The organism is Streptomyces lavendulae subsp. lavendulae (assembly GCF_002803845.1).
Lineage (GTDB): Bacteria > Actinomycetota > Actinomycetes > Streptomycetales > Streptomycetaceae > Streptomyces > Streptomyces lavendulae.
The window spans coordinates 7,277,963-7,300,209 of record NZ_CP024985.1; the positions used below are offsets into that span (position 1 = coordinate 7,277,963).

The 22,247-nt window shown below is 74.3% G+C and carries 18 protein-coding genes; 12 read left to right on the forward strand and 6 right to left on the reverse strand.

Going from position 1 to position 22,247, the window contains the following annotated elements:
• Positions 1 to 152: 152 nt before the first annotated feature.
• A complete protein-coding gene (locus SLAV_RS32565) occupies positions 153 to 1,727 on the forward strand; it encodes a molybdopterin-dependent oxidoreductase (RefSeq protein WP_030232993.1) in 1,575 nt (524 codons plus the stop codon).
• Between the two features lie 118 nt (positions 1,728 to 1,845).
• Positions 1,846 to 2,493 carry a fasciclin domain-containing protein gene (locus SLAV_RS32570; RefSeq protein ID WP_030232996.1) on the forward strand — a complete coding sequence of 216 codons (648 nt, stop codon included), beginning with the start codon at positions 1,846 to 1,848 and terminating at the stop codon, positions 2,491 to 2,493.
• A 124-nt stretch (positions 2,494 to 2,617) separates the two neighbouring features.
• Here SLAV_RS32570 and SLAV_RS32575 read toward each other — a convergent pair whose 3' ends face one another.
• Together SLAV_RS32575 and SLAV_RS32580 are read right to left on the reverse strand one after the other, a co-directional pair.
• Entirely contained in the window at positions 2,618 to 2,914 is a 297-nt protein-coding gene (locus tag SLAV_RS32575; RefSeq protein WP_030232998.1) for a YkvA family protein, read from the reverse strand.
• Between the two features lie 16 nt (positions 2,915 to 2,930).
• Positions 2,931 to 3,395: a MarR family winged helix-turn-helix transcriptional regulator gene (locus SLAV_RS32580; protein ID WP_030233001.1), complete on the reverse strand. Its 465-nt coding sequence runs from the start codon at positions 3,393 to 3,395 to the stop codon at positions 2,931 to 2,933.
• Positions 3,396 to 3,505: 110 nt separating this feature from the next.
• Here SLAV_RS32580 and SLAV_RS32585 point away from each other — a divergent pair, with 110 nt between their 5' ends.
• Complete coding sequence (locus SLAV_RS32585; protein WP_030233004.1) at positions 3,506 to 4,081, forward strand: DoxX family protein; 576 nt, start codon at positions 3,506 to 3,508, stop codon at positions 4,079 to 4,081.
• A 97-nt stretch (positions 4,082 to 4,178) separates the two neighbouring features.
• Positions 4,179 to 5,975 (forward strand): glycoside hydrolase family 15 protein, encoded by a 1,797-nt coding sequence (locus tag SLAV_RS32590; RefSeq protein WP_030233006.1) that lies wholly within the window; start codon positions 4,179 to 4,181, stop codon positions 5,973 to 5,975.
• Positions 5,976 to 6,066: 91 nt separating this feature from the next.
• Here SLAV_RS32590 and SLAV_RS32595 read toward each other — a convergent pair whose 3' ends face one another.
• Both SLAV_RS32595 and SLAV_RS32600 read right to left on the reverse strand, forming a co-directional pair.
• Positions 6,067 to 7,473 carry an APC family permease gene (locus SLAV_RS32595; protein ID WP_030233009.1) on the reverse strand — a complete coding sequence of 469 codons (1,407 nt, stop codon included), beginning with the start codon at positions 7,471 to 7,473 and terminating at the stop codon, positions 6,067 to 6,069.
• A gap of 310 nt (positions 7,474 to 7,783) precedes the next feature.
• Complete coding sequence (locus SLAV_RS32600; protein WP_037687677.1) at positions 7,784 to 9,958, reverse strand: SpoIIE family protein phosphatase; 2,175 nt, start codon at positions 9,956 to 9,958, stop codon at positions 7,784 to 7,786.
• A 195-nt stretch (positions 9,959 to 10,153) separates the two neighbouring features.
• On the opposite strand from SLAV_RS32600, the gene SLAV_RS32605 reads away from it, so the two are divergent.
• Positions 10,154 to 10,873, forward strand: a complete 720-nt coding sequence (locus tag SLAV_RS32605) for a class I SAM-dependent methyltransferase (RefSeq protein ID WP_030233013.1) — start codon at positions 10,154 to 10,156, stop codon at positions 10,871 to 10,873.
• On the opposite strand, the gene SLAV_RS32610 is transcribed toward SLAV_RS32605, so the two are convergent.
• Positions 10,870 to 11,781, reverse strand: a complete 912-nt coding sequence (locus SLAV_RS32610; RefSeq protein WP_063760321.1) for an alpha/beta hydrolase fold domain-containing protein — start codon at positions 11,779 to 11,781, stop codon at positions 10,870 to 10,872. The genes SLAV_RS32605 and SLAV_RS32610 overlap by 4 nt on opposite strands.
• A 230-nt stretch (positions 11,782 to 12,011) precedes the next feature.
• Between SLAV_RS32610 and tdh the strand changes: the two genes are divergently transcribed.
• From tdh to SLAV_RS32625, 3 genes are all read left to right on the forward strand, one after another.
• Complete coding sequence (tdh, locus tag SLAV_RS32615; protein ID WP_030233019.1) at positions 12,012 to 13,040, forward strand: L-threonine 3-dehydrogenase; 1,029 nt, start codon at positions 12,012 to 12,014, stop codon at positions 13,038 to 13,040.
• A gap of 547 nt (positions 13,041 to 13,587) precedes the next feature.
• A complete protein-coding gene (locus SLAV_RS32620; RefSeq protein ID WP_030233022.1) occupies positions 13,588 to 14,790 on the forward strand; it encodes a glycine C-acetyltransferase in 1,203 nt (400 codons plus the stop codon).
• A gap of 12 nt (positions 14,791 to 14,802) precedes the next feature.
• The gene (locus tag SLAV_RS32625) at positions 14,803 to 15,717 is read left to right on the forward strand and encodes a LysR family transcriptional regulator (protein WP_030233024.1); all 915 of its coding nucleotides are present in this window, start codon (positions 14,803 to 14,805) and stop codon (positions 15,715 to 15,717) included.
• A 1,066-nt stretch (positions 15,718 to 16,783) separates the two neighbouring features.
• On the opposite strand, the gene SLAV_RS32630 is transcribed toward SLAV_RS32625, so the two are convergent.
• Positions 16,784 to 17,563, reverse strand: a complete 780-nt coding sequence (locus SLAV_RS32630; RefSeq protein ID WP_030231646.1) for a DeoR/GlpR family DNA-binding transcription regulator — start codon at positions 17,561 to 17,563, stop codon at positions 16,784 to 16,786.
• Between the two features lie 143 nt (positions 17,564 to 17,706).
• Here SLAV_RS32630 and SLAV_RS32635 point away from each other — a divergent pair, with 143 nt between their 5' ends.
• The 4 genes from SLAV_RS32635 to SLAV_RS41190 all read left to right on the forward strand — a co-directional run bounded on the left by SLAV_RS32635 (position 17,707) and on the right by SLAV_RS41190 (position 21,908).
• Positions 17,707 to 18,612, forward strand: coding sequence for an SIS domain-containing protein (locus tag SLAV_RS32635; protein ID WP_030231643.1), 906 nt, complete (start codon positions 17,707 to 17,709; stop codon positions 18,610 to 18,612).
• On the forward strand, positions 18,609 to 19,454 hold the full coding sequence (locus SLAV_RS32640; RefSeq protein WP_030231641.1) for a class II fructose-bisphosphate aldolase: 846 nt from the start codon (positions 18,609 to 18,611) through the stop codon (positions 19,452 to 19,454). The genes SLAV_RS32635 and SLAV_RS32640 overlap by 4 nt, the downstream gene beginning before the upstream one ends.
• A 214-nt stretch (positions 19,455 to 19,668) precedes the next feature.
• Positions 19,669 to 20,841: an LLM class flavin-dependent oxidoreductase gene (locus SLAV_RS32645; RefSeq protein ID WP_037687531.1), complete on the forward strand. Its 1,173-nt coding sequence runs from the start codon at positions 19,669 to 19,671 to the stop codon at positions 20,839 to 20,841.
• Positions 20,838 to 21,908 (forward strand): zinc-binding dehydrogenase, encoded by a 1,071-nt coding sequence (locus SLAV_RS41190; RefSeq protein ID WP_030231636.1) that lies wholly within the window; start codon positions 20,838 to 20,840, stop codon positions 21,906 to 21,908. The genes SLAV_RS32645 and SLAV_RS41190 overlap by 4 nt, the downstream gene beginning before the upstream one ends.
• Positions 21,909 to 22,247 lie beyond the last annotated feature (339 nt).

Here is a 22,247-nt window from a genome sequence, read left to right on the forward strand (position 1 = left end):
AAGCATGGGGGCCATGGTGCCACCGGCCACCGACAGCACTGCGCCGGGTGCCGCCCCGTCCCCGGCGCCCCGGCCGACGTCAATCGGGAACGAGATTTCACTCGAAGGGCGGACGGTCCAATCCGCCGGACCGGTGGCCCCGAAGACCCGTTGTGAGGATCAACCGCAGCACCTTCGCCCGCACCGCCCCGGCGGCGCTCGGCGGCCTGCTCTCCGGCTACGCGGCCCTGGCGGTCGCCGAGCTGGTCTCGGCCGCGGTGCGCCCCGAGGCGGGGCCCGTCACAGCGGTGGGCGGGGCGGCCATCGACCGCACGCCGCCCGCCCTGAAGGACTGGGCGATCCGGCACTTCGGCACCGACGACAAACTGGTCCTCCAGCTCGGGATCCTGGCCGTCCTCGGCCTCCTCGCCGCCGCCCTGGGCATCCTCGCGCTCCGCCACCGGCGCACCGGCGCGGCCGGCGTGCTGCTCTTCGGAGCGGTCGGCGGAGCGGCCGCCCTGACCCGCCCCGACTCCACCGGCCCGGCCGACGTCCTGCCCTCGCTGGCGGGCGCGCTGGCCGGAGCGGGGCTGCTGTACCTCCTGACCGGACTGCTGACCGCCCCGCGAACGGCGCCCGCCCCGGGCGGCGGCACCGGCTGGAACCGCAGGGGCTTCCTGGCCGCCGCCGGGGCCGCCGCACTGACCGCCACGGCGGCCGGCGCCCTGGGGCGCCGCCTCGGGGCCTCGCGGGGCCGGGACGCGGCCGCCACCCGGGACGCCGTACGGCTGCCCGCACCCGCCTCGCCCGCCGCGCCGCTGCCCCGGGCAGCCTCCCTCCGCGTTCCCGGGATCAGCCCCTTCACCACCCCGAACGCCGACTTCTACCGGGTCGACACCGCCCTGGTGGTCCCCCGGTTGTCCGCCGACACCTGGCGGCTGCGCATTCACGGCCGGGGAGTGTCCCGGCCCCGCACCTACACCTACGCCGACCTGCTCGGCCGGGACCTGATCGAACGGGACGTCACCCTGACCTGCGTCTCCAACGAGGTCGGCGGCCCCTACGTCGGCACCGCCCGCTGGCTCGGCGTCCCCCTCGCCGGACTGCTCCGCGAGGCCGGGGTGCGGCCCCCGTCCGAGGGCGGCCCGGCCGACCAGCTGGTGGCCCGGTCCACCGACGGCATGACCCTGGGCAGCCCCGTCGAGGAGGTCATGGACGGCCGGGACGCCCTGCTGGCCGTCGGCATGAACGGCGAGCCGCTGCCCTTCGCGCACGGCTTCCCCGTACGGATGCTCGTACCGGGCCTCTACGGATACGTGTCCGCCTGCAAGTGGATCCAGGACATCGAGCTCACCACCTTCGACGCCTACGACCCGTACTGGGTCAAGCGGAAGTGGGCCCGCAGGGCCCCCGTCAAGACGCAGGCGCGCATCGACACGCCCAAGCCCTTCGCACGGCTGGGCGCCGGCCCGGTCACCGTCGCCGGGGTGGCCTGGGCGCAGCACCGCGGCATCGACCGGGTGGAGGTGCGCGTCGACGAGGGCCCCTGGGAGCAGGCCGACCTCGCGGCCGAGGACAGCGCCGACACCTGGCGGCAGTGGTCCTACCCCTGGCGGGCCGCTCCGGGCGGCCACACCCTCACCGTCCGCGCCACCGACCGGACCGGAACCGTCCAGACCGAGGAGCGCACCCGGACCGTCCCGGACGGTGCGAGCGGCCGGCACTCGGTGGTGGTCAGCGTGGACTGAATCCCCCCTCCAGCTCCCCCCACGACCCCTCCAGCCCCCCCCCACGACCCTTCCAGCCTCCCCACGACCCTTCCAGACCTCCGCTCCGGCGGCAGACCTCCCAAGGAGAACCCCCGTCATGAACACCCCCCGTTTCCGCCGTACCGCCGTCGCCGTGGCCGCCGCCGCGGTCCTGCCCTTCGCCCTGGCCGCCTGCTCCTCCGACTCCGGCTCCGACACCGCGTCCGGCAGTCAGGCGGCGGCCGCCGGGACCACCCCGAGCAGTGCGGGATCGATGCCCGCGGCCGCGATGGACCAGCCCTTCGGCCCGGCCTGTGCCGGTGTGCCCAAGGAGGGCGCGGGCAGCTTCGACGGCATGGCCAAGGACCCCGTGGCCACCGCCGCCTCCAACAACCCGGCGCTGTCCACGCTGGTCACGGCCGTCAAGAAGGCGGGGCTGGTGGACACCCTGAACAACGCAAAGGGCATCACGGTGTTCGCCCCGACCAACGACGCCTTCGCGAAGATCCCGAAGGCCGACCTGGACAAGGTGCTGGCCGACAAGGCCACGCTGACCAAGATCCTCACGTACCACGTGGTGGGCCAGTCGATCACTCCCAAGCAGCTGGAGAACGGCTCCTTCGACACCCTGGAGAAGGGAAAGATCACGACGGCCGGCTCGGACGGCTCGTACAAGGTCAACGACACCTCGAACGTGGTCTGCGGCAACGTCCCGACCGCGAACGCCACGGTCTACATCGTCGACACCGTCCTGATGCCGAAGTAGCGCCCCGGCCCAGCGCCGCGCGCGCCGTCCGGCGGCGCCGCGGTCCATGGACGGACGCCGTGCGGCCCCGGGGAATGGGCCGTGCGGCGTCCTCGGCGCCCGCGATGGCGGGCGCCCCGCGCCGTCAGGCGGCCCGGTCGGAGGGCCTCCTGGCGGCGGCGGCCGAGGCGGCCGCCTGGAGGGAGCGCAGCGCCAGCAACAGGATGCCGATGTCGTCGAGGTACACCGGGTCCGGAACCAGGTCCACGGGCGACAGGGTGTAGGCGACGGCCACCCAGAACAGCGCCTTGTCGCGCAGCGGGATCCCCGCGTCCAGCAGCAGCCGGCGCGCCGCGAAGACCCGGACCAGCAGCACGCCCGCCGCGACCGCCAGCCCGAGGGCGAGGACCGCGGCGAGGATCACCCAGGCATTTCCGTCCATGAGGGACTTCTACCCGTCAGGCGCCCTGTTCGCGCAGCCGGCGGCTGACCTCGCCGAGACCGGCGGCCAGCGCGTCGAGCTGCTCGGGGGTCAGGACGTCTACGAGGATCTCCCGGACGGTGGTCACGTGCCCGGGGGCGGCCGCCTCCAGCCGGGCCAGACCCGCCTCGGTGAGCACCGCGAAGACCCCGCGGACGTCGGAGGGGCAGCTGCGGCGGCGGACCAGACCGGCCTTCTCCATCTGGGTGACCTGGTAGGTCAGACCGCTCTTGGAGTTGATCAGGCCGTTGGCCAGTTCGGTCATGCGCAGCTCGTGGTCGGGTGCCGCGGCGAGCCGCACGAGGATCTCGTACTGCGGATGGGAGAGGCCGGAGTCGTCCTTGAGCTGTTGGTCGAGGCGCCGGTTCACCAGGGCGGAGGCGGCCAGGAAGCCGTTCCAGGCCCGCATCTCGCGGTCGTCCAGCCATCTCGTCTCAGCCATGGGGCCAGCCTACACGGGTTGTTCCAATTTGAATCAATGGTTAGGGTCGGGGTGTCGGTTCGAATTTGAACAACTCCCCTCGGACCGTACCGACCGGAAGGAACCTCCCCATGACCAGCGCCTCCGCCACCGCGACGAAGGCCCGGGCCACGGCACCGGCCGTGCAGGACGCCCCCACCGCCCCCACCGCCACCAGCACCGCCCACGACGCCGGACTGCTGCTCCTGCGCGTGGTCCTCGGCCTGACGGTCGCCGCCCACGGAGTGCAGAAGCTCTTCGGCTGGTTCGACGGCGGCGGCATCACCGGCACCGGCCATTTCTTCACCGCCAGCGGCTACCCGGCCGGGGAGACCATGGCCGTCGTCGCCGGCCTGACCGAGACCCTGGGCGGACTCGCCCTCGCCGTCGGCCTCCTCACCCCGCTCGCCGGCGCCGCGGTGCTCGGCACGATGATCAACGCCGCCGCCGTCCACGGCCCCGGAGCCTTCTTCGCCCCCAAGGGCATGGAGTACGAGCTCCTCCTCGCCGTGGCCGCCGCCGCCCTCACCCTCTCCGGCCCGGGCCGCTTCGCCGTCGACCGGCTGCTGCCCGTTCCCGCGCTGCGCAACCACCGGCTGGCCCTCGGTGCCCAGGCCCTGGCCCTCGGAGTGGTCCTCGCGGCCGTGACGCTCCTCGTGCGCAGCTAGTCCGGGCCCTTTCGCCCGCGGCGGGCGGGTCCCTCCCCCGGAGGGATCCGTCCGGGCACCCTGATTGGCTCCGGGCAATCGGGGGAACAGCGGAGAAATGACACAACCCATCGAAGACTACGCACTCATCGGCGACCTGATGACCAGCGGTCTGGTCGGCCGCGACGGGTCCATCGACTGGCTGTGCCTGCCCCGCTTCGACTCCGCCGCCTGCTTCGCCGCCCTCCTCGGCGAAGTGGACAACGGCCACTGGCGCATCGCCCCGAAGAGCGCCGCCGACGGCGAGCGCTGCACCCGCCGGGCGTACGTGGACGGCTCGCTGGTCCTGGAATCCCACTGGGAGACCGAGGACGGCACCGTCAAGGTCACCGACTTCATGCCGCAACGGGACGCCGCGCCCGAGGTGATGCGCATCGTGGAGGGGATCACCGGCCAGGTGGCCGTCCGCAGCACCCTGCGGCTGCGCTTCGACTACGGCCACGTGGTCCCCTGGGTACGGCGCAGCGACGGCGACCGGGTCGCCGTGGCCGGACCCGACTCGGTGTGGTTCCGCAGCGACCCGCCGGTCCACACCTGGGGCGAGGACAAGAGCACCCGCTCGGAGTTCACCGTCGGCCCCGGAGACCGGGTCGCCTTCGTGCTCACCTGGCACGCCTCGCACGAACCGCGCCCCGAGCAGACCGACCCGTACGAGGCGCTCCAGCAGAGCCTCGCCGACTGGCAGGAGTGGTCCGGGCGCTGCCTCTACCGCGGGCCCTACCGGGAGGCGGTCGTCCGCTCCCTGATCACCCTCAAGGGCCTCACCTACGCCCCCACCGGCGGAATCGTCGCGGCGGCCACCACCTCGCTGCCCGAGGAACTCGGCGGCGTCCGCAACTGGGACTACCGCTACTGCTGGCTGCGCGACTCCACCCTCACCCTCGGCACCCTCCTGTCCACCGGCTACCTCGACGAGGCCGGCGCCTGGCGCCGCTGGCTGCTGAGGGCCGTCGCCGGCGACCCGGCCGACCTCCAGATCATGTACGGCCTCGCGGGCGAGCGCCGGATCCCCGAGAGCGACCTGGCCTGGCTGCGCGGATACGGCGGCTCCGCGCCCGTCCGCGTCGGGAACGCCGCCGTGGACCAGCTCCAGCTCGACGTGTACGGAGAGGTCCTGGACTCGCTGCACCTCGCGCGGACCACCGGTCTCGCCAAGGAACGGCACGCCTGGAAGATCCAGCTCGCCCTCCTCGACTTCCTGGAGCGCAACTGGCACCGCCCCGACGAGGGGCTGTGGGAGGTGCGCGGCCCGCGCCGCCACTTCGTGCACTCCAAGGTGATGGCCTGGGTCGCCGCCGACCGGGCCGTGCAGGCCCTGGAGGGGGACCCGACCATGCCCGGGGACGTGGAGCGCTGGCGGACCATGCGCGACGAGGTCCACCGCGACGTCTGCGAGCACGGGTTCGACGCCGAGCGGGGCACCTTCACCCAGTACTACGGCTCGCGCGAGCTGGACGCCGCCACCCTCCTCATCCCCCGGGTCGGCTTCCTGCCGCCCCACGACCCGCGCGTCATCGGCACCGTCGACGCGGTCCGCGCGGAACTGGGCCGCAGCGGTCTGGTCCGCCGCTACTCCACCGAGGGCCCCTCGGTGGACGGGCTGCCCGGGGACGAGGGAGCCTTCCTCGCCTGCTCGTTCTGGCTGGCGGACGCGCTGCACCTGACCGGCCGGGAGAAGGAGGCGCGCACCCTCTTCGAACGGCTGCTGGACGTGCGCAACGACGTGGGACTGCTGGCCGAGGAGTACGACCCGATCGCCGGACGCCAGCTCGGCAACTTCCCGCAGGCCTTCAGCCACGTCGGCCTGGTGAACACCGCCCTCACCCTGTCCGGGGAGGGCACCACGACCGGCTGAGCGTGCTCCGAACCCCGCGCCCGCGCGAACGCCCCCGGGGCCGTCGCGCGTCGCGACGGCCCCGGGGGCGTGGAGGGGGCGGGCCGGGGGATCAGTCCTCCAGGCCCTCCTCGGTCTCCGGGATGCTCACCAGCCAGCGCGAGTCCTTGCGCGGCCGCAGGTACAGGGCCCAGTACAGGGTGGCCACCGCGGTGATGCCACCGGTCCACAGCAGGTACTGGGTCTCCTGCTGGGTCAGGATGTACGCGAGGACGAGGATCAGCGCGATCGGCACCGCCGGCCACAGCGGCATCCGCCAGGCGGACGCCTGTCCGTGCGCCCCGCGCCGGCTGAACAGCGCGGCCACCGCGACCAGCAGGTACATGCCGGTCACCGAGACGCCGGTGACCCCGTAGAGGGTGTCCAGGTTCACGAAGCACATCGCGGCGCCGGGCAGGCCCACCAGCAGGGTGGCCACCCACGGGGAGCCGAAGCGGCCCAGGCGGGCCAGACCGCGGTTGACCGGCTCGGGCCAGGCCTTGTCACGGGCGGAGGCGAACAGCACCCGGGAGTTCTGGATGACCATGACGATGCCGGCGTTGATGATCGCCAGGGCCACGCACAGGCTGACGAAGGTGCCGACCGCCGAGTTCGACCAGGCCGTCACCATCGCGCCGAGGTCGCCGCCGGCCAGGGCGTCCAGGTCCGGGGCGCCCATGGTGATCGCGATGACCGGCACGAGGATGACCGCGGTGGAGATGGCCAGGGTGGCCAGGACCGTGCGCGGCACGTTGCGGCGCGGCTTCTCCAGCTCCTCCGACAGGTACACGGCGGTGGAGAAGCCCTGGGTGATGAACAGCGCGATGGCCAGCCCCGAGACCACCATCATCGCGGTCACGGTGGAGGTGCCGCCGCCCTCGACGGCGACCGAACCGTGCACCAGGGCGCCCGCGCCCCGCTCGCTGTGGGCGAAGCCGAGCACGGCGACCAGCGCCGCGGCCACCACTTCGAGGACGAGGAAGATGCCGGTGATCCAGGCGTTGGCCCGCAGGTCGAGCAGACCGGCGAGCGTGGCGAGCAGCATCACGGCGCCGCCGGCGACCGGGGCCGGTATGTCGATCACGGGGGAGAGGTAGTCGGCCGTACCCATGGCGATCACCGGCGGCACGATCATCACCACCAGCAGCGACAGCACGAACACCAGCCAGCCCGCGAGCCGGCCCGCGAGGGTGGACACCATGGCGTACTCACCGCCCGCGCTGGGGATCAGGGTGCCCAGCTCCGAGTAGCAGAAGGCCACGCCGACGCAGAGCAGCGACCCGATGGCGATCGTGAGCGCGGTCCAGGTGCCGAGGCTGGAGAAGAGGTCGGGCACGACGACGAAGAGGGTCGAGGCGGGCGTCACGCACGACAGCGTGAGCAGTGTCCCGCCGACGACGCCGATGGAACGCTTGAGCTTCTGCGGGGTCGGCCCGGTCGCCGGGGCGAGGGCCTGGGGGGCGCTGATCGTGTCAGTCATCGTGCGGGATTTCCGATCGCCAGATGCGGGGAATGAGCGCGGGAGCGGTATCGCCTCCGGGGCGGTGGTGGGCAAATCGCTGCGTGCTCCCGTGGCCGATATGGAAACTCCACGAGATCCGCAGGTCAATAGCTGTTCACCTGCGGATTCCATCGTGCGGGTCGGGGGCGCGGCCCTGAGGCGAGCGTTAAGACCGCGTAAACATTGACCCGCGCAGGGGTGCGATAACCGCAGCATGATCGTACGAATTTCCTTCCGCTTTGCCCGCCGCGGGAGCGATCCGGCGACCGGATCCGGCCACCGGACCCGGTTACCGGTCCCCGCCCGTGCGGGAGGCGAGCAGCAGGGCGATGTCGTCGGGGCGGTCGGCGGTGCTCCCCGCCTCGGCGACCAGCCGGTCCGCCGTCTCCGTCAGCGGCGACGGCCGGGCCCCGGCCAGCGCGGCCCGCAACCGCTCCACCCCCTCGTCGATGTCCGTGCCCGGCATCTCCACCAGCCCGTCGGTGTACAGGGCGAGCACCGCACCCGGCTCCAGCCACAGCTCGGTCACCGGGTAGTCGCCGCCCGGGTCGATGCCCAGCACGACCCCGCCGGGCAGGTCCAGCACCTCGGTGCGGCCGCCGGGGTGGCGCAGCAGCGGCTGGGGATGACCGGCCCGGGCGGCGAGGGCCCGGCCGGAGCCCGGGTCCAGCAGGACGTAGCAGCAGCTCGCGAACTGGCCCGGGTCCAGGTCGATCAGCAGTTGGTTCGTCCCCCGCACCACCTCGTCCGGGGCGTTGCCGCTCAGCGCGAAGGCCCGCACCGCGCTGCGCAGTTGCCCCATGGTCGCGGCGGCCGCCACCCCGTGCCCCTGGACGTCCCCGATGACGAGCGCCAGCAGCCCCGCACTCGTCTCGATCACGTCGTACCAGTCACCGCCGACGTCCATGCCGACCGTGCCCGGAAGGTAGCGGCCCACCGTGTCCACGTGCTTGAGCACCGGCAGCCGCCGCGGCAGCAGGGCCGCCTGCAGACCCCGGGCCAGCGCCGCCTCGCTGTCGTAGCGCCGCGCCCGCTCCAGGGCCTGCGCGATCAGCCCCGCGAGCGCGGTGAGCACCGTACGCTCCTCCGCGCTGAAGCCGCGCGGGGCGTCGAAACCGAGGATGCAGGAACCCACCGGCCGCCCGGAGGCGATCAACGGCAGGAACGCGCGGGCGCCGACGTCCGCGTCCAGCGGGATCCCCGGATAGGCCGCCGCCAGGTGCTGCATCGACTCGAAGAACAGCGGCCGGCCCGTGGTCAGGGTCTCCACACCGGGCAGCCGGACGTCGAGCGACACCCCGTCGAAGCGGTCGAGGAACCCGTGGGGGAAGCCGGTCTCCCAGGCCAGGAACAGGTGCCGCTCGTTCAGCAGGTAGATCGCCAGCTGGCGGCCGCCGAAGGCCGGCAGCAGCTCCTCGGTGACCACCGCCGACACCTGACGGGCGGTGACCGCCTCCGTCAGCGCGATGGCCAGGGCCACCGGCCGGTACAGGGCGGCCGCCCGGTCGGCGGGCGTCCCGGACCCCGTGGCGGTCCGGGCCTGCGCATCGGGCACGGGGGCCGGTTCCCCACCGGGTTCCAGGGTCACCGTCACCCCGTCCGGCCCGGGGTAGAGCCCCACCGTCATCCAGTCGCGGTCCGGGTCCGGGCCGCTGCGCGCCGCGAAGTGCACCGGCACGGGGGACAGGAACACCCCCCGGAAGTGGTCCTCGTAGGCGGGATGCCCCAGCCACGGCACCGCCTCCCACAGGAAGCGGCCGGGCAGCCCCTGCGCGCCGGGGCCGATGAGCGCCTCGGCGGCGGAGTTGGCGAAACCGATCCTGCCCTCCCGGTCCACCGACAGCAGGGCCTGCGCAAGGCGGTTCACGGCCTCCCGGGCGCCCCCCGCCGGGGCCGTCGGGGGGATCTCCACCGGGTCACCGGTCCACACCACCGGGTCCCCCGCCGCCGCCAGCGCGGCCAGCTCCGCCGACAGAGCCTCGGCGGCCGCGCGCAGCAGCTCCCGGTCGGCCTCCCCGACGGCGTGGCCCGGGGTCGCCGGGCGCAGCACGAACAGCACCCCGAAGCGCTCGGGGCCGCCCGTCACGGGCTCGTACAGCGAGGAGAAGGGGACCGGCAGCCCCGCCATCAGCTGGGGGAAGCGCCGCATGGCCGCCTCCTCGTCCGCGAGGTGCACGGACTGGCCGGAGCGGTAGGCCTCGGCGACCGGGTACGGGCGGTTCACCTGCATCCGCCACCAGGGGCCGAACAACGGCCCCGGCAGACCGGTGAACACCGCCAGCCGCAGCAGCTCCGGGGACTCGGAACGCAGGTACACCCCGCCCGCGTACCCGCCGAGGGCCTCCACGGCGCTCACGGTGGCGCGCGCGAGCACCCGGTCCCGGTCCTCGTCGGGGCAGGAGCCACCGCTGTCCGGTCTCGCCGTCACACAGCAAGGATGCGCCCGCGGCGGCGAGCGGTGCATCCCGGCACCCGCCTCCGCGCCCGGCCCCCGGGGGCCGCCGGGGGAGTACGGGAGCGGCCGCGGAGCCCCCGCCGGGCCCGCGCCGGCCCCGCGGCGACCGGACGCCGTAACCACTGACCCGAACGCCTCCCCCGTCCGGGGGACGGACCGGCGCGCGGGCCGTCGCCCGGGCCCGTACCGGGGAGGCATCCCGGCATGCACCAGCCCTACGACACGTCCACGCACCCGGCGCCCCGGGCCGCCTTCACCGCGGCCGACGCCTACACGCTCCGCACCGCGCTGGACGCCCTGGGCGGGGTCCGCGACCTCGACGCCCTCGACGTGGCCTGCGGGCACGGCGGCACCGTCACCCTGCTCACCGGCGGGGGAGCCCGGCGCACCGTGGGGGTCGACAGCTGCCCCGACCGCCTGCGCCGCGCCCGGGCGGCGGCCTCCGGCTCGGCCGCGGTGGAGTACGTCCTCGCCGACGCCGCCGCCATGCCCCACCTCGGTCCCTTCGACCTGGCCACCGCCGTCTACGTGTTCAGCCACGCACCCGACCGGGAGGCCCTGCACGCCATGTTCCGCGGGATCCGCGCGAACCTGCGGCCCGGCGGCCGGCTGCTGTCACTGGTGCGCAACCCGGGCGCCTTCCCGCGCGTGGACTGGTCACCGTACGGCGTGCGCATCCTCGACCGCGTACAGGAGGGCGACGCACCGCTGCTGAAGGCCCAGCTCCTGACCGAGCCCCCGCAGCACTTCGAGTACCGCGAATGGGCGCACGCCGACTTCGCCGAAGCCGCCGTCGACGCCGGCTTCACCACCGTCGGCTGGCAGCCCAGCCGGACCCCGCCCGCCGACCCGGCGCGCGACGAGGCCTACTGGAGCGCGTACCGGGCCTGGCCCGTCAGCTCGCTCATGACCTGCACCGCCTAGAGCGGATCGGCCGCCGCCGTGACGAGCTCGACGATGCGCTCCCGGGCCGCGCGCCCCTCCGGGACCGGGAGCAGCGGGTACCCGTGCGGCAGGCCCGGCTCCTCGTGCCACTCCACCTCGACCCCGGCGGCCCGCGCCCGGCGCAGCAGCTCGCGGCTGTCGGTGCTCAGCACGTCCCGGGTCCCGGTGAACACCGTCAGCGGCGCCAGCCCCTCGAAGGAGCCGTGCAGCGGGCTCACCCGGGGGTCGTCGAAGGGGAGGGTGCCCGCGTACAGCCGGCCCGCCTCGGCCAGACCCGCGCGGGCCAGCACCGGGTCGGCCGGCTCGATGGCCGCCTGGTCCGGGTGGGTCATGCTCACGTCCAGCCAGGGGGAGACCAGCACGATCCGGGACGGCTGCGCCCCGGTGCGCTCGCGCAGCCGCTGTGCGGCCGCCAGTGCCAGCCCGGCCCCGGCCGAGTCGCCCAGGAGGATCGTCCCGCCCGCCCCGCCGCTCTCGATCAGACCGCTCAGCAGGTCGGCGGCGACCGGAACCGTACGGTCGGCGGTCCCGCGCGGCGCCAGTACGTACGCCGGTACGACGACCCGGGCCCGCGCCCGGGTCACCAGGGTCCGGACCAGCGACCAGTGCGGCCGGACCAGCTCGTCGACGAAGGCCCCGCCGTGCACGTAGAGCACCCGCGCCACCGGCTCGGCCCCGCGCGGCGAGGCGTCGTACACGGGCCAGGCCCCGACGAACGTCCGCGACACCTCGGCGACGCGGCCCAGCGAGCGCGGCGGCAGGTGCGAAGCGGGCCGGCGGGCCGACCGCGCCACCGTCGCCCGGACCGCTTCCGCCGTCGCGAACCGTCTTCGCCGCCCCGTCGCGACCAGTGCGGCCGAAAGCGCCCTGCTGCGCAGACTCGGCACGCCCCTCACCTCCCCTTTTCCCCGAACCGGGACCGTCCACCGGGTCGTGCCCCGGCCCCCGTCCCCCATCACCTGAGGAGCATAGGCGTGAAGCTGCGCTGTCGACCCGCTTAAGAAAGTCTCGATGGACTGATCACTACGCCGATCGGCAGATTGGTGCCAGTCACCCACGCCACCCGCGCACCTGCGCACCCGGCGTCCCCTTCCGCAATGCCCCTGGAGCCACCCGCATGAAGGCACTCGTCAAGCACAAGGCCGAGCCCGGACTGTGGCTCATGGACGTCCCCGAGCCGGAGTACGGCCCGGGCGACGTGCTGATCAAGGTGCTGCGCACCGGCATCTGCGGGACCGACCTGCACATCCGCGCCTGGGACGGCTGGGCGCAGGGGGCCGTCAAGACTCCCCTGGTCCTCGGCCACGAGTTCGTCGGGGAGGTCGCCGCGCTCGGCGCGGACGTCCGCGACATCGAGATCGGCGCCCTGGTCAGCGGCGAGGGCCACCTGGTCTGCGGCAAGTGCCGCAACTGCCTGGCCGGCCGCCGCCACCTGTGCCGCAGCACCATCGGGCTGGGCGTCGGACGCGACGGGGCCTTCGCCGAGTACGTGGTGCTGCCCGCGCAGAACGTGTGGGTGCACCGCACCGCCGTGAACCTGGACGTGGCGGCCATCTTCGACCCGTTCGGCAACGCCGTGCACACCGCGCTGTCCTTCCCGCTCGTCGGCGAGGACGTCCTGATCACCGGCGCCGGCCCGATCGGGATCATGGCGGCGGCCGTGGCGAAGCACGCCGGAGCGCGCAACGTGGTGATCACCGACGTCAGCCCCGAGCGGCTGGAGATCGCCCGCAAGGCCGGTGCCACGCTCGCGGTCAACGTCGCCGAGACCTCCATCGCCGACGCGCAGGCACGGCTGGGCCTGCGCGAGGGCTTCGACGTCGGCCTGGAGATGTCCGGCCGCGCCGAGGCCATGCGCGACATGATCGACAACATGACGCACGGCGGCCGGATCGCCATGCTCGGCCTGCCGGCCCAGGAGTTCCCGGTGGACTGGGCCAAGGTCGTCACCTCGATGATCACCATCAAGGGGATCTACGGCCGCGAGATGTTCGAGACCTGGTACGCGATGACCGTGCTGCTGGAGGGCGGGCTCGACCTGTCCCCGGTCATCACCGGCCGCTACTCGCACCGCGACTTCGAGGCGGCCTTCGACGAGGCGTCGACCGCCCGGAGCGGGAAGATCATCCTGGACTGGACGGCCTGATCCCGCGGGTGCGGTGTGCGGGTGCGCGGACGGCTACCGGGCGGGGTCACACCCCCGGCCGGCCCCGCCACCCCGCTCCGAACCGCCGCCCGGCCGCGGGGCGCGGGGCCTCCGGGCCGCAGGGCCTCCGGCTCCCGGCGCCAAGGGGCCACTCGGCCACGGGCTCACCGGCCACCGGGCCCATCGGCCACCGGGCCCACCGGGCCGTCCGGCCACTGGCTCACCGAGTCAGACGGTCACCGGGCTTCCGGGCCCTGGGGCCACTGGCTCACCGAGTCAGACGGTCACCGGCTCCTCGGGCCACCGGGCCACCGGGCCACGGGCCACGGGCCACGGTTCACCGGACCGGTCGGGCCGTTCGTTCACCAGGGCCACCGGCCCGCCGGGCGGGGCGATCCGTCCCGGTCGGTTCGGGCCGCCACAAGACCATTTCCCTACGCCGGGCCCCGCACACCCTCCCCCCTCCGCGGGGCCCGGCCCCCCTCGTCCGCCCGCCCCGCCTCCGCTCCCGCCGGACGGCGCCGCCGCACAAGGAGACACCGAAGACATGTTCGAGTCCGTCCGCGAAGACCTCCGCACCACCCTCGACGAGATCCGCGCCGCGGGCCTGCACAAGCCCGAGCGCGTCATCGGCACCCCGCAGAACGCCGCCGTCGCCGTCACCGCGGGCGGCGCCCCCGGCGAGGTCCTCAACTTCTGCGCCAACAACTACCTCGGGCTGGCCGACCACCCCGAGGTCGTCGCCGCCGCGAAGGACGCCCTGGACCGCTGGGGCTACGGCATGGCCTCCGTCCGCTTCATCTGCGGCACGCAGGAAGTGCACAAGGAGCTGGAGGCGCGGCTCTCGTCCTTCCTCGGCCAGGAGGACACGATCCTCTACTCCTCCTGCTTCGACGCCAACGGCGGCGTCTTCGAGACCCTGCTCGGCGCCGAGGACGCGGTGATCTCCGACGCCCTCAACCACGCCTCGATCATCGACGGCATCCGCCTCTCCAAGGCCCGCCGCTACCGCTACGCGAACCGCGACCTCGCCGAGCTGGAAGCCCGGCTCAAGGACGCGCAGGACGCCCGCCGCCGCCTGATCGTCACCGACGGCGTGTTCTCCATGGACGGCTACGTCGCCCCCCTCGCCGAGATCTGCGACCTCGCCGACCGCTACGACGCCATGGTCATGGTCGACGACTCGCACGCCGTCGGCTTCGTCGGCCCCGGCGGCCGCGGCACCCCCGAACTGCACGGGGTCATGGACCGCGTCGACATCATCACCGGCACCCTCGGCAAGGCCCTGGGCGGCGCCTCCGGCGGCTACGTCGCGGCCCGCGCCGAGATCGTCGAGCTGCTGCGCCAGCGCTCGCGCCCGTACCTCTTCTCCAACTCCCTCGCCCCGGTCATCGCGGCCGCCTCCCTCAAGGTCCTCGACCTGCTGGAGTCCGCCGGCGACCTGCGCGAGCGGCTCGCGGCCAACACCGCGCTCTTCCGCGCGAAGATGACCGAGGCGGGCTTCGAGGTCCTGCCCGGCGACCACGCCATCGCCCCCGTCATGATCGGCGACGCCGCCGAGGCCGCGAAGATGGCCGAGCTGCTGCTGGAGCGCGGCGTGTACGTGATCGGCTTCTCCTACCCGGTCGTGCCGATGGGCGCCGCCCGCATCCGCGTCCAGCTCTCCGCGGCCCACTCCACGGCCGACGTGGAGCGCGCGGTGGCCGCGTTCGTCGACGCCCGCACGGCGCTCGGCACGTCCGCCGGCTGAGACAATGGAGGGGTGATCGACCCCCGCCGGCTGCGCATCCTGCGGGCCGTGGCGGACCACCGTACGGTGACCGCCGCGGCCGCAGCCCTGTACCTCACCCCTTCCGCCGTGTCCCAGCAGCTCGCCGCGCTGGAGCAGGAGACCGGCCACGCGCTGCTGACCCGCAGCGGACGGGGCGTACGGCTCACCGCGGCCGGGGAGATCCTGCTGGGCCACACCCACGAGGTCCTGGCCCAGTTGGAGCGCGCCGAAGCCGAACTCGCCGCCTACGCGGGCGGATCGGCGGGCGAGGTCACGGTCGCCGCCTTCGCGACCGGCATCGCCGAGGTCCTGGCCCCCGCGATCTCCCGGCTGGCGCTGGAACACCCGGGGATCCGCCTGCGGGTCCGGGACGCGGAGGGCGACCAGAGCCTGCCGATGCTGCTCGACGGGGAGGCCGACGTGGCCCTGGCCGTCGAGTACCGCGGCGGTCCGGGCGCCGACGACGCCCGCCTGTCGGTGCTCCCGCTCTACGCGGAACCCTTCGACGCGGTCCTGCCCTCGGGGCACCCGCTCGCCGACCTGCCCGCCGTGGCGCTGGCGGACCTCTCCGACGCGGACTGGGTGGGCCAGTACCCGGGCAACCCCTGTCACGACGTGACCCTGCTCGCCTGCGAACTGGCGGGCTTCCAGCCCCGCTTCGCGCACTCCTCCGACGACTTCCGGGCCGTGACGGCCCTGGTGGGCGCGGGGGCCGGGGTGGCCCTGGTGCCGCGTTCGGCGCTGCGCGGCATGGACCTCAAGGAGGTCCGCGTCCGCCCGGTGATAGGCCCGGCCGCCACCCGCCGCGTCTTCGCCGCCACCCGCCGCGGCGCCGAGTCCCACCCCCTGATCGCCCCGGTCCTGGCGGCCCTGTCCCGCGAGGCGGAACGGGTTCCGGCGCACTGAGGGGGTCGGGGTCGGGGGGTCGCGGGACTCTGGTCGGTCGGGCTCCCGGAGGGTCTGGGGGCTTCCCGCCAGTCCACTGTCCTTCCGTGCCGTGCCGGCCTGTCAAGGGCGCTCCCTTCGGTCGCGTCGCTTCGCGATGGCCTTCGGCCACCCTTGACAGACCGACCCGTCCCGGAATGCCAAAGACTGCCGGGAAGCCCCCAGAGGAACGGTCAGGGGGACGAGACACAGGAACGGCCCCGTCGGAGAAGCGCCGAGGCGTCCCGCTCCATCCCCGAATCGGCGATCGGTCCGACGCCGGGCACCCCCCGAGGCCCCACCCGCACCAGATCGCTACGCGCTCCTCCCGGCATGGCGTCCGGCGGCTGTCTGGGGTTGGGCACAAGCCGCCCAAGGCCACCCGCTTTTGCCAGTCAGGCGGTTGCGGGCAATTCGTCCCGATCGGGGGGCCGTGCAGACGTCGGATGGCTGCTTGTGGGAGCGAGAGGACGAAGAAGGTGTCGTCGGACTCCTACAAGGTCCTTGCCCGCCCCGCTGGCGGCGGTCAGGCGCCCGTCGACGCGGCGGGAAAGGGCGATCTGGCGGCTTGTGTCCAGCCCCAGACGGCTGGGGGACGCCATGCCGGGAGAAGCGCGTAGCGATCCGATGCGCCCGGGGCTCGGGGAACGGTCTGGTCGCCGTTTCGTGCGGGTTGGGCCGGCCCCCGGCGCTGAAGGGGTGGCTGATGGGCCCGTCTCCCGGGCGTGCCGAGGCGCAGGCAGGTCGTCGCTTCTCTGACGGGGCCGTTCCTGTCTCTCGTCCCCCTGACCATTCCTCTGGGGGCTTCCCGGCAGTCTTTGGCATTCCGGGACGGGTCGGGCTGTCAAGGGTGGCCGAAGGCCATCGCGAAGCGACGCGACCGAAGGGAGCGCCCTTGACAGGCCGGCACGGCACGGAAGGACAGTGGACTGGCGGGAAGCCCCCAGGCCCTCCGAGAGCCCGACCGGGCCGGTGCCCCGCCACCCCCCGACCCCGACCATGTCGCACTCCCGGCCGGCCGGAGTCCCCCACCCCCCGCCCCCGCCCCTCACACCCGGACCACCTCCACCCCCGCCGCCGTGAAGCCCTGGGCGACTTCCGGGGGGAGGCCCGTGTCCGTCACCAGGACGTCCACCTCCGAGGTGGCGCAGATGCGGGCGAAGGCGCGGACGCCGAGTTTGCTGGAGTCGGCGGCGATGACGACCCTGCGGGCGCGTTCGCACAGGAGGCGGTTCATCGCCGCCTCGTCCTCGTGCCGGGTCGCCGCTCCGTCCGCCGGGTCGAAGGCGTCCACCCCGAGGACGGCCGTGTCCATCGTGAGCTGGCCGAGGACCTGCTGCGCCAGCGGGCCCGTCAGTTCGTAGGACTGGGGGCGGGCCACCCCACCCGTCAGGACGATCTTGAACTGCGGGCGGATCACCAGCTCGCCCGCGATGTTCAGGGCGTTGGTCACCACCGTCAGCGCGGGCGAGCCCGCGGCCAGGTCCGCGCGGGCCGCCAGGGCGCGGGCCACCTCCGTGGTCGTGGTGCCGCCCGTGAGGCCGACGACCTCGCCCGGAGCGATCAGCGCCGCCACCGCCTCGCTGATCCGGAGCTTCTCCGCGGCCCGCCGGGACGTGCGGTAGCGCAGGGGCAGTTCGTACGAGACCCCGTGCGGGACGGCCCCGCCGCGCGTGCGGACCAGCAGCTGCTGCTCGGCGAGCTGGTCGAGGTCGCGGCGGATCGTCGCGGCGGACACGCCGAGGGCCTCGGCGGCCGGCTCCACCTCCAGCCCGCCCCGCTCCACCAGCAGATCCAGCAGCGTCTGCCAGCGTTCCTTGCGGGTCATGGCGCCCCTCCCGTGTGCTCCCCGAGCCTCGCTCCCGGCCCGCCATCGAGATTAACCCAGGCCGCCACCCCGTAGATGCTTGAAGTTGCGCGAAACAGCCCGCTACCTTGCAGGAAAACGCACCCAACGCGCAGGGAGCCCGCATGAGTCACGTCGCGTACGAGTTGGCCACGCAGCCCGAAAGCTGGGAACGGGCCGCCGAACTGGCCCCGGCCCACCGGGCGGTGCTGCCGAAGCCGGGGGAGCGTACCGCGATCGTCGGGTGCGGCACCTCGTACTTCATGGCCCAGGCCGCCGCCGCCCTGCGCGAGGAGGCCGGACAGGGCGAGACCGACGCCTTCCCCGCCTCGGAGTTCCCCCACCACCGCCGCTACGACCGGGTCGTGGCGCTCACCCGGTCCGGGACCACCACCGAGGTCCTCGACCTGCTGGCCGGCCTGCGGGAGGCCGGGGTCGTGACCACCGCCGTCATCGGCGACCCCGACACACCGGTGACCACCCTGGCGCACGACCTCGTCGTGCTTGACTTCGCCGACGAACGCTCCGTGGTCCAGACCCGGTTCGCCACCACCGCCCTCACGCTGCTGCGCGCCCACGTCGGCGCGCACACCCCGGCCGTGGTCGCCGACGCCCGCGTCGCGCTCGCCGAACCGCTGCCCGCCGGCCTGGAGGACCGGGGCCAGTTCACCTTCCTCGGCCGGGGCTGGGGCGTGGGACTGGCCAACGAGGCCGCCCTCAAGATGCGCGAGGCCTCCCTGTCCTGGGCGGAGGCCTACCCGGCGATGGAGTACCGGCACGGCCCGGTCAGCGTCACCGGGCCCGGCTCGGTGACCTGGTCGCTGGGCGGGACCCCCGACGGGATCGCCGAGCAGGTCCTCGGCACCGGCGCCGCGTGGATCGACGGCACGCTCGACCCGCTCGCCGAACTGGTGCGCGTCCACCGGCTGGCCGTCGCCGTGGCCGCCCACCGGCAGCTGGACCCGGACGCACCCCGCAACCTCACCCGCTCGGTCATCCTCACCGCCACCGGAGAGGGGGCGGTCCGATGACCCTCGCCCCCGCCGGAGACCTCGTCGCCGGAGCGGCCGTGGCCGGAGGTGCCGTCGCCGCCTTCAACATCATCACCCTGGAGCACGTCGAGGCCGTGGTCGAGGGGGCCGAGCGCGCCGGTCTGCCCGTCATCCTGCAACTCAGCGAGAACGCCGTGAAGTTCCGCGGCGGAGCCCTGCTGCCCATCGCCCGTGCCGCCGCCGCCTGCGCCGAGGCCGCCGGGGTGCCCGTCGGGCTCCACCTGGACCACGTCAAGAGCCCCGACCTGCTGCGGCGGGCCGTGGACGCCGGCTTCGGATCGGTGATGTACGACGCCGCGCACCTGCCCTACGCCGAGAACCTGGAGGCCACCCGCTCCGCCGCCGACTGGGCCCACGCCAACGGCCTCTGGATCGAGGCCGAGCTGGGCGAGGTCGGCGGCAAGGACGGCGCCGCCCCCCTGGACCCCCACGCGCCGGGCGCCCGTACCGACCCGGACGAGGCGCGCCGGTTCGTCGCCGACTCGGGGGTGGACGCCCTGGCCGTGGCCATCGGCAGCAGCCATGCCATGACCAGCCGGACCGCGGCCCTGGACCACGCGCTGCTGGCGCGGCTCGCCAAGACGGTGGACGTCCCGCTCGTGCTGCACGGCTCCTCCGGCCTCCCCGACGCGGAGCTCGCGGCCGCCGTCGCCGGGGGGATCCGCAAGGTCAACATCGGCACCGCCCTCAACGTGGCCATGACCGGGGCCATCCGCGCCCACCTCACCCCCGCGGACCCGCGCCCCTACCTCACCGCGGCACGGACGGCGATGGCGGCGACGGCCGCCGCCATGATCGGCGCCCTGAGCCGGCGGCCCTGAGGCTGTGGCCCTGAGGCTGTGGCGCCCTGAACCGACGGCCCGGGAAGCGCGGATCCCGGAAGGGCGCGGCGGGCGGGCGGCCCGGACGGCCCGGACGTCCCACTCAGCGGGAGGACCGGGCCGCCGTCGTTGAAGGTGCGGCCCGGGCGGTGTTTCGTCGGACGGCGGCCACCCACCGTCCGAACGCCCGCACCCTCCGAAGGGACACCCGCGCATGCCCCAGCCGTACCTCCCGTCCGCCTTCGGGGTGTTCCTCGCCCCCTACCACCGGCCCGATCGCGACCCCGCCCTCCAGCTGCGCCGCGATCTGGAGCTGGTGACCGAGCTCGACCGGCTCGGGTACGAGGAGGTGTGGGCCGGGGAGCACCACTCCGCCGGGTACGAGATCATCGCCTCGCCGGAACTCTTCCTGGCGGCCGCCGCCGAACGCACCGGGCGGATCAGGCTCGGTACGGGGGTCAACTCCCTCCCGTACCACCAGCCGCTGGTCCTCGCCGACCGGATCTGCCAGCTCGACCAGCAGTCCCGGGGGCGCGCCATGCTGGGCGTCGGCCCCGGCCAGCTGGCCTCCGACGCCTTCATGATGGGTGTCGACCCGATGGACTCCCGCACGATGATGGCCGATTCCCTGGAGGTCATCGTCCGCCTGCTGCGCGGGGAGACCGTCACGGCCGCCACCGACTGGTTCACCCTGGACGAGGCCCGGCTGCAACTCGGGCCCTACCGGGGCAGGGAGATGGAGGTGGCCGTGGCCTCCGCCGTCTCCCCGACCGGCGCCGTCCTCGCGGGACGCCACGGGGCCGGGGTGCTCTCGCTCGCCGCCGCCGACCCGGCCGGATTCGCCACGCTCGACACCAACTGGGCCGCCCACGAACGGGCGTGCGCCGAGGCGGGCCGCACCGCCGACCGGGGGAGCTGGCGGCTGGTCACCCCCGTCCACCTGGCCGAGACCCGCGAAGAGGCCCTGAAACAGTCCGAGTTCGGTGTGCTCGACCTCGTCGCCTACATCGAGGCCCTGGGCGGTGTCCGGCTGCCGGGGTGCGCCACCGCGGCCGGTGCCGTCCGGCGCTGGACCGAGGAGGGGCTGCCCGCCTTCGGCCGGGCCGTGATCGGAACCGCCGAGGACGCCGTCGAGCGGATCGGGCAACTGGCAAGGAAGACGGGTGGGTTCGGGACCTTCCTGATCCTCCAGCTGGACCTCGCCGAACCGGCCGCCGCCCTGCACAGCCTGGAGCTGTTCGCCGAACGGGTCGTGCCCCGGCTCACCGGAACCACCGACGCCCGCCGGGCCAGCCTCGACTGGGCCGCCCGCAACGGCGAGCGCTTCACCGGAGCCCTGCGCCGCTCCACCGAGCAGGCCATCGCCCGCAAGGGAGAGGTGTGTTGAGGGCGGCGGCCCTGGTGGCCGGCCGCTTCGCCGTCGGCGAGCAGCCGGACCCGGTACCCGGGCCCGGACAGGCGCTGGTCGCCACCGAGGCCTGCGGGATCTGCGGTTCCGACCTCAGCGCGGTCGCGCACACCGCCGAGTTCCTCCGGGCCTCCCGGGACAGCGGCACCACCGGCTTCCTCTTCGATCCGGCGCGCCCCCTGGTCATGGGCCACGAGTTCTCCGGCCGGGTCCTCGGCTACGGCCCCGGCGCGCGCGGTCCCGCACCCGGCACCGGAGTGGTCGCCCTGCCCTGGGCCCTCGACGCCGGCGGGGTCGTCCGTACCGTCGGCTACAGCAACGCCTTCCCCGGCGGCTTCGGCGAACGGATCGTCGTCCAGGCGGAGGCCCTGCTGCCGGTCCCGGACTCCCTGGACCTGGCCCTGGCCGCCCTCACCGAGCCGCTGGCCGTCGGCTTCGGGAACATCGCCCGTACGGAGGCCGGGCCCGGCACCCCCGCCGTGGTCGTCGGCTGCGGACCCGTCGGGCTGGGCGCCGTCGCGGCCCTGCTGGAGCGCGGGGCCGGCCCCGTCGTGGCCTGCGACCCCTCGGCGTTGCGGCGGGCGGCCGCGGCCCGGCTCGGCGCGCACGCGGTGGTGGACCCGTCCGGGGGAGAGGATCCGGTGGCGCACTGCGCGGCGCTCGCCGGGCCCCGGCCGCGGCCGACGGTCGTGGTCAACTGCGTGGGCCTGCCCGGGATGCTGAACCGGTTGCTGCACACCGTCCCGCGCGGCGCCGAGATCCTCCAGATCGGCGGGGTGATGACGGACGACGTGATCCGCCCGGTGGTCGGCATCTACAAGGACGTCACCGTACGGATGTGCCTGACCTACCCGCCGCGGGAGTTCGGCGCCACCCTCGACCGGCTGGCCGACGGCCGTATCGACGCGGCCGCGCTGGTCACCGGCGAGGCGGGGTTCGGCGGGCTCGACGAGGCCTTCGCCTCCCTGCGGCGCCCGGAGCGGCACATCAAGGTGCTGATCCGCCCCGGGCTGCCGGGCGCGGGCCTCCTGCCGCCCGGGGTCTGACCGGACCCGCTCCCGAACCGCCCCCGGCCCCCGAGCGGCCGGGTGCCCCGAGCGGCCGGGGGCCCGCCGCCGCGCCACAGCAGGCGGTCGCAGTCCCCCGAGCGGCCTACTCGCCGGTACCGCAAGTGCAAGGAAAAATCGAGGATCCGGCCTTACTTGCCTACTTATCTGACTGCTACATTCCGCAAGTGCATCGCGCTGCTGCAGGGCGGCGGGCAAGCCACGACCTGGCCTGCCCCGCCCCGCCGCAGATATGTGACACCGGTCCATGCCGCCGCTCCGCCATGCCGACCACCCGATCAGAATTCCTCCCTCCCCCCGCAGCGCCGAACCGGACCC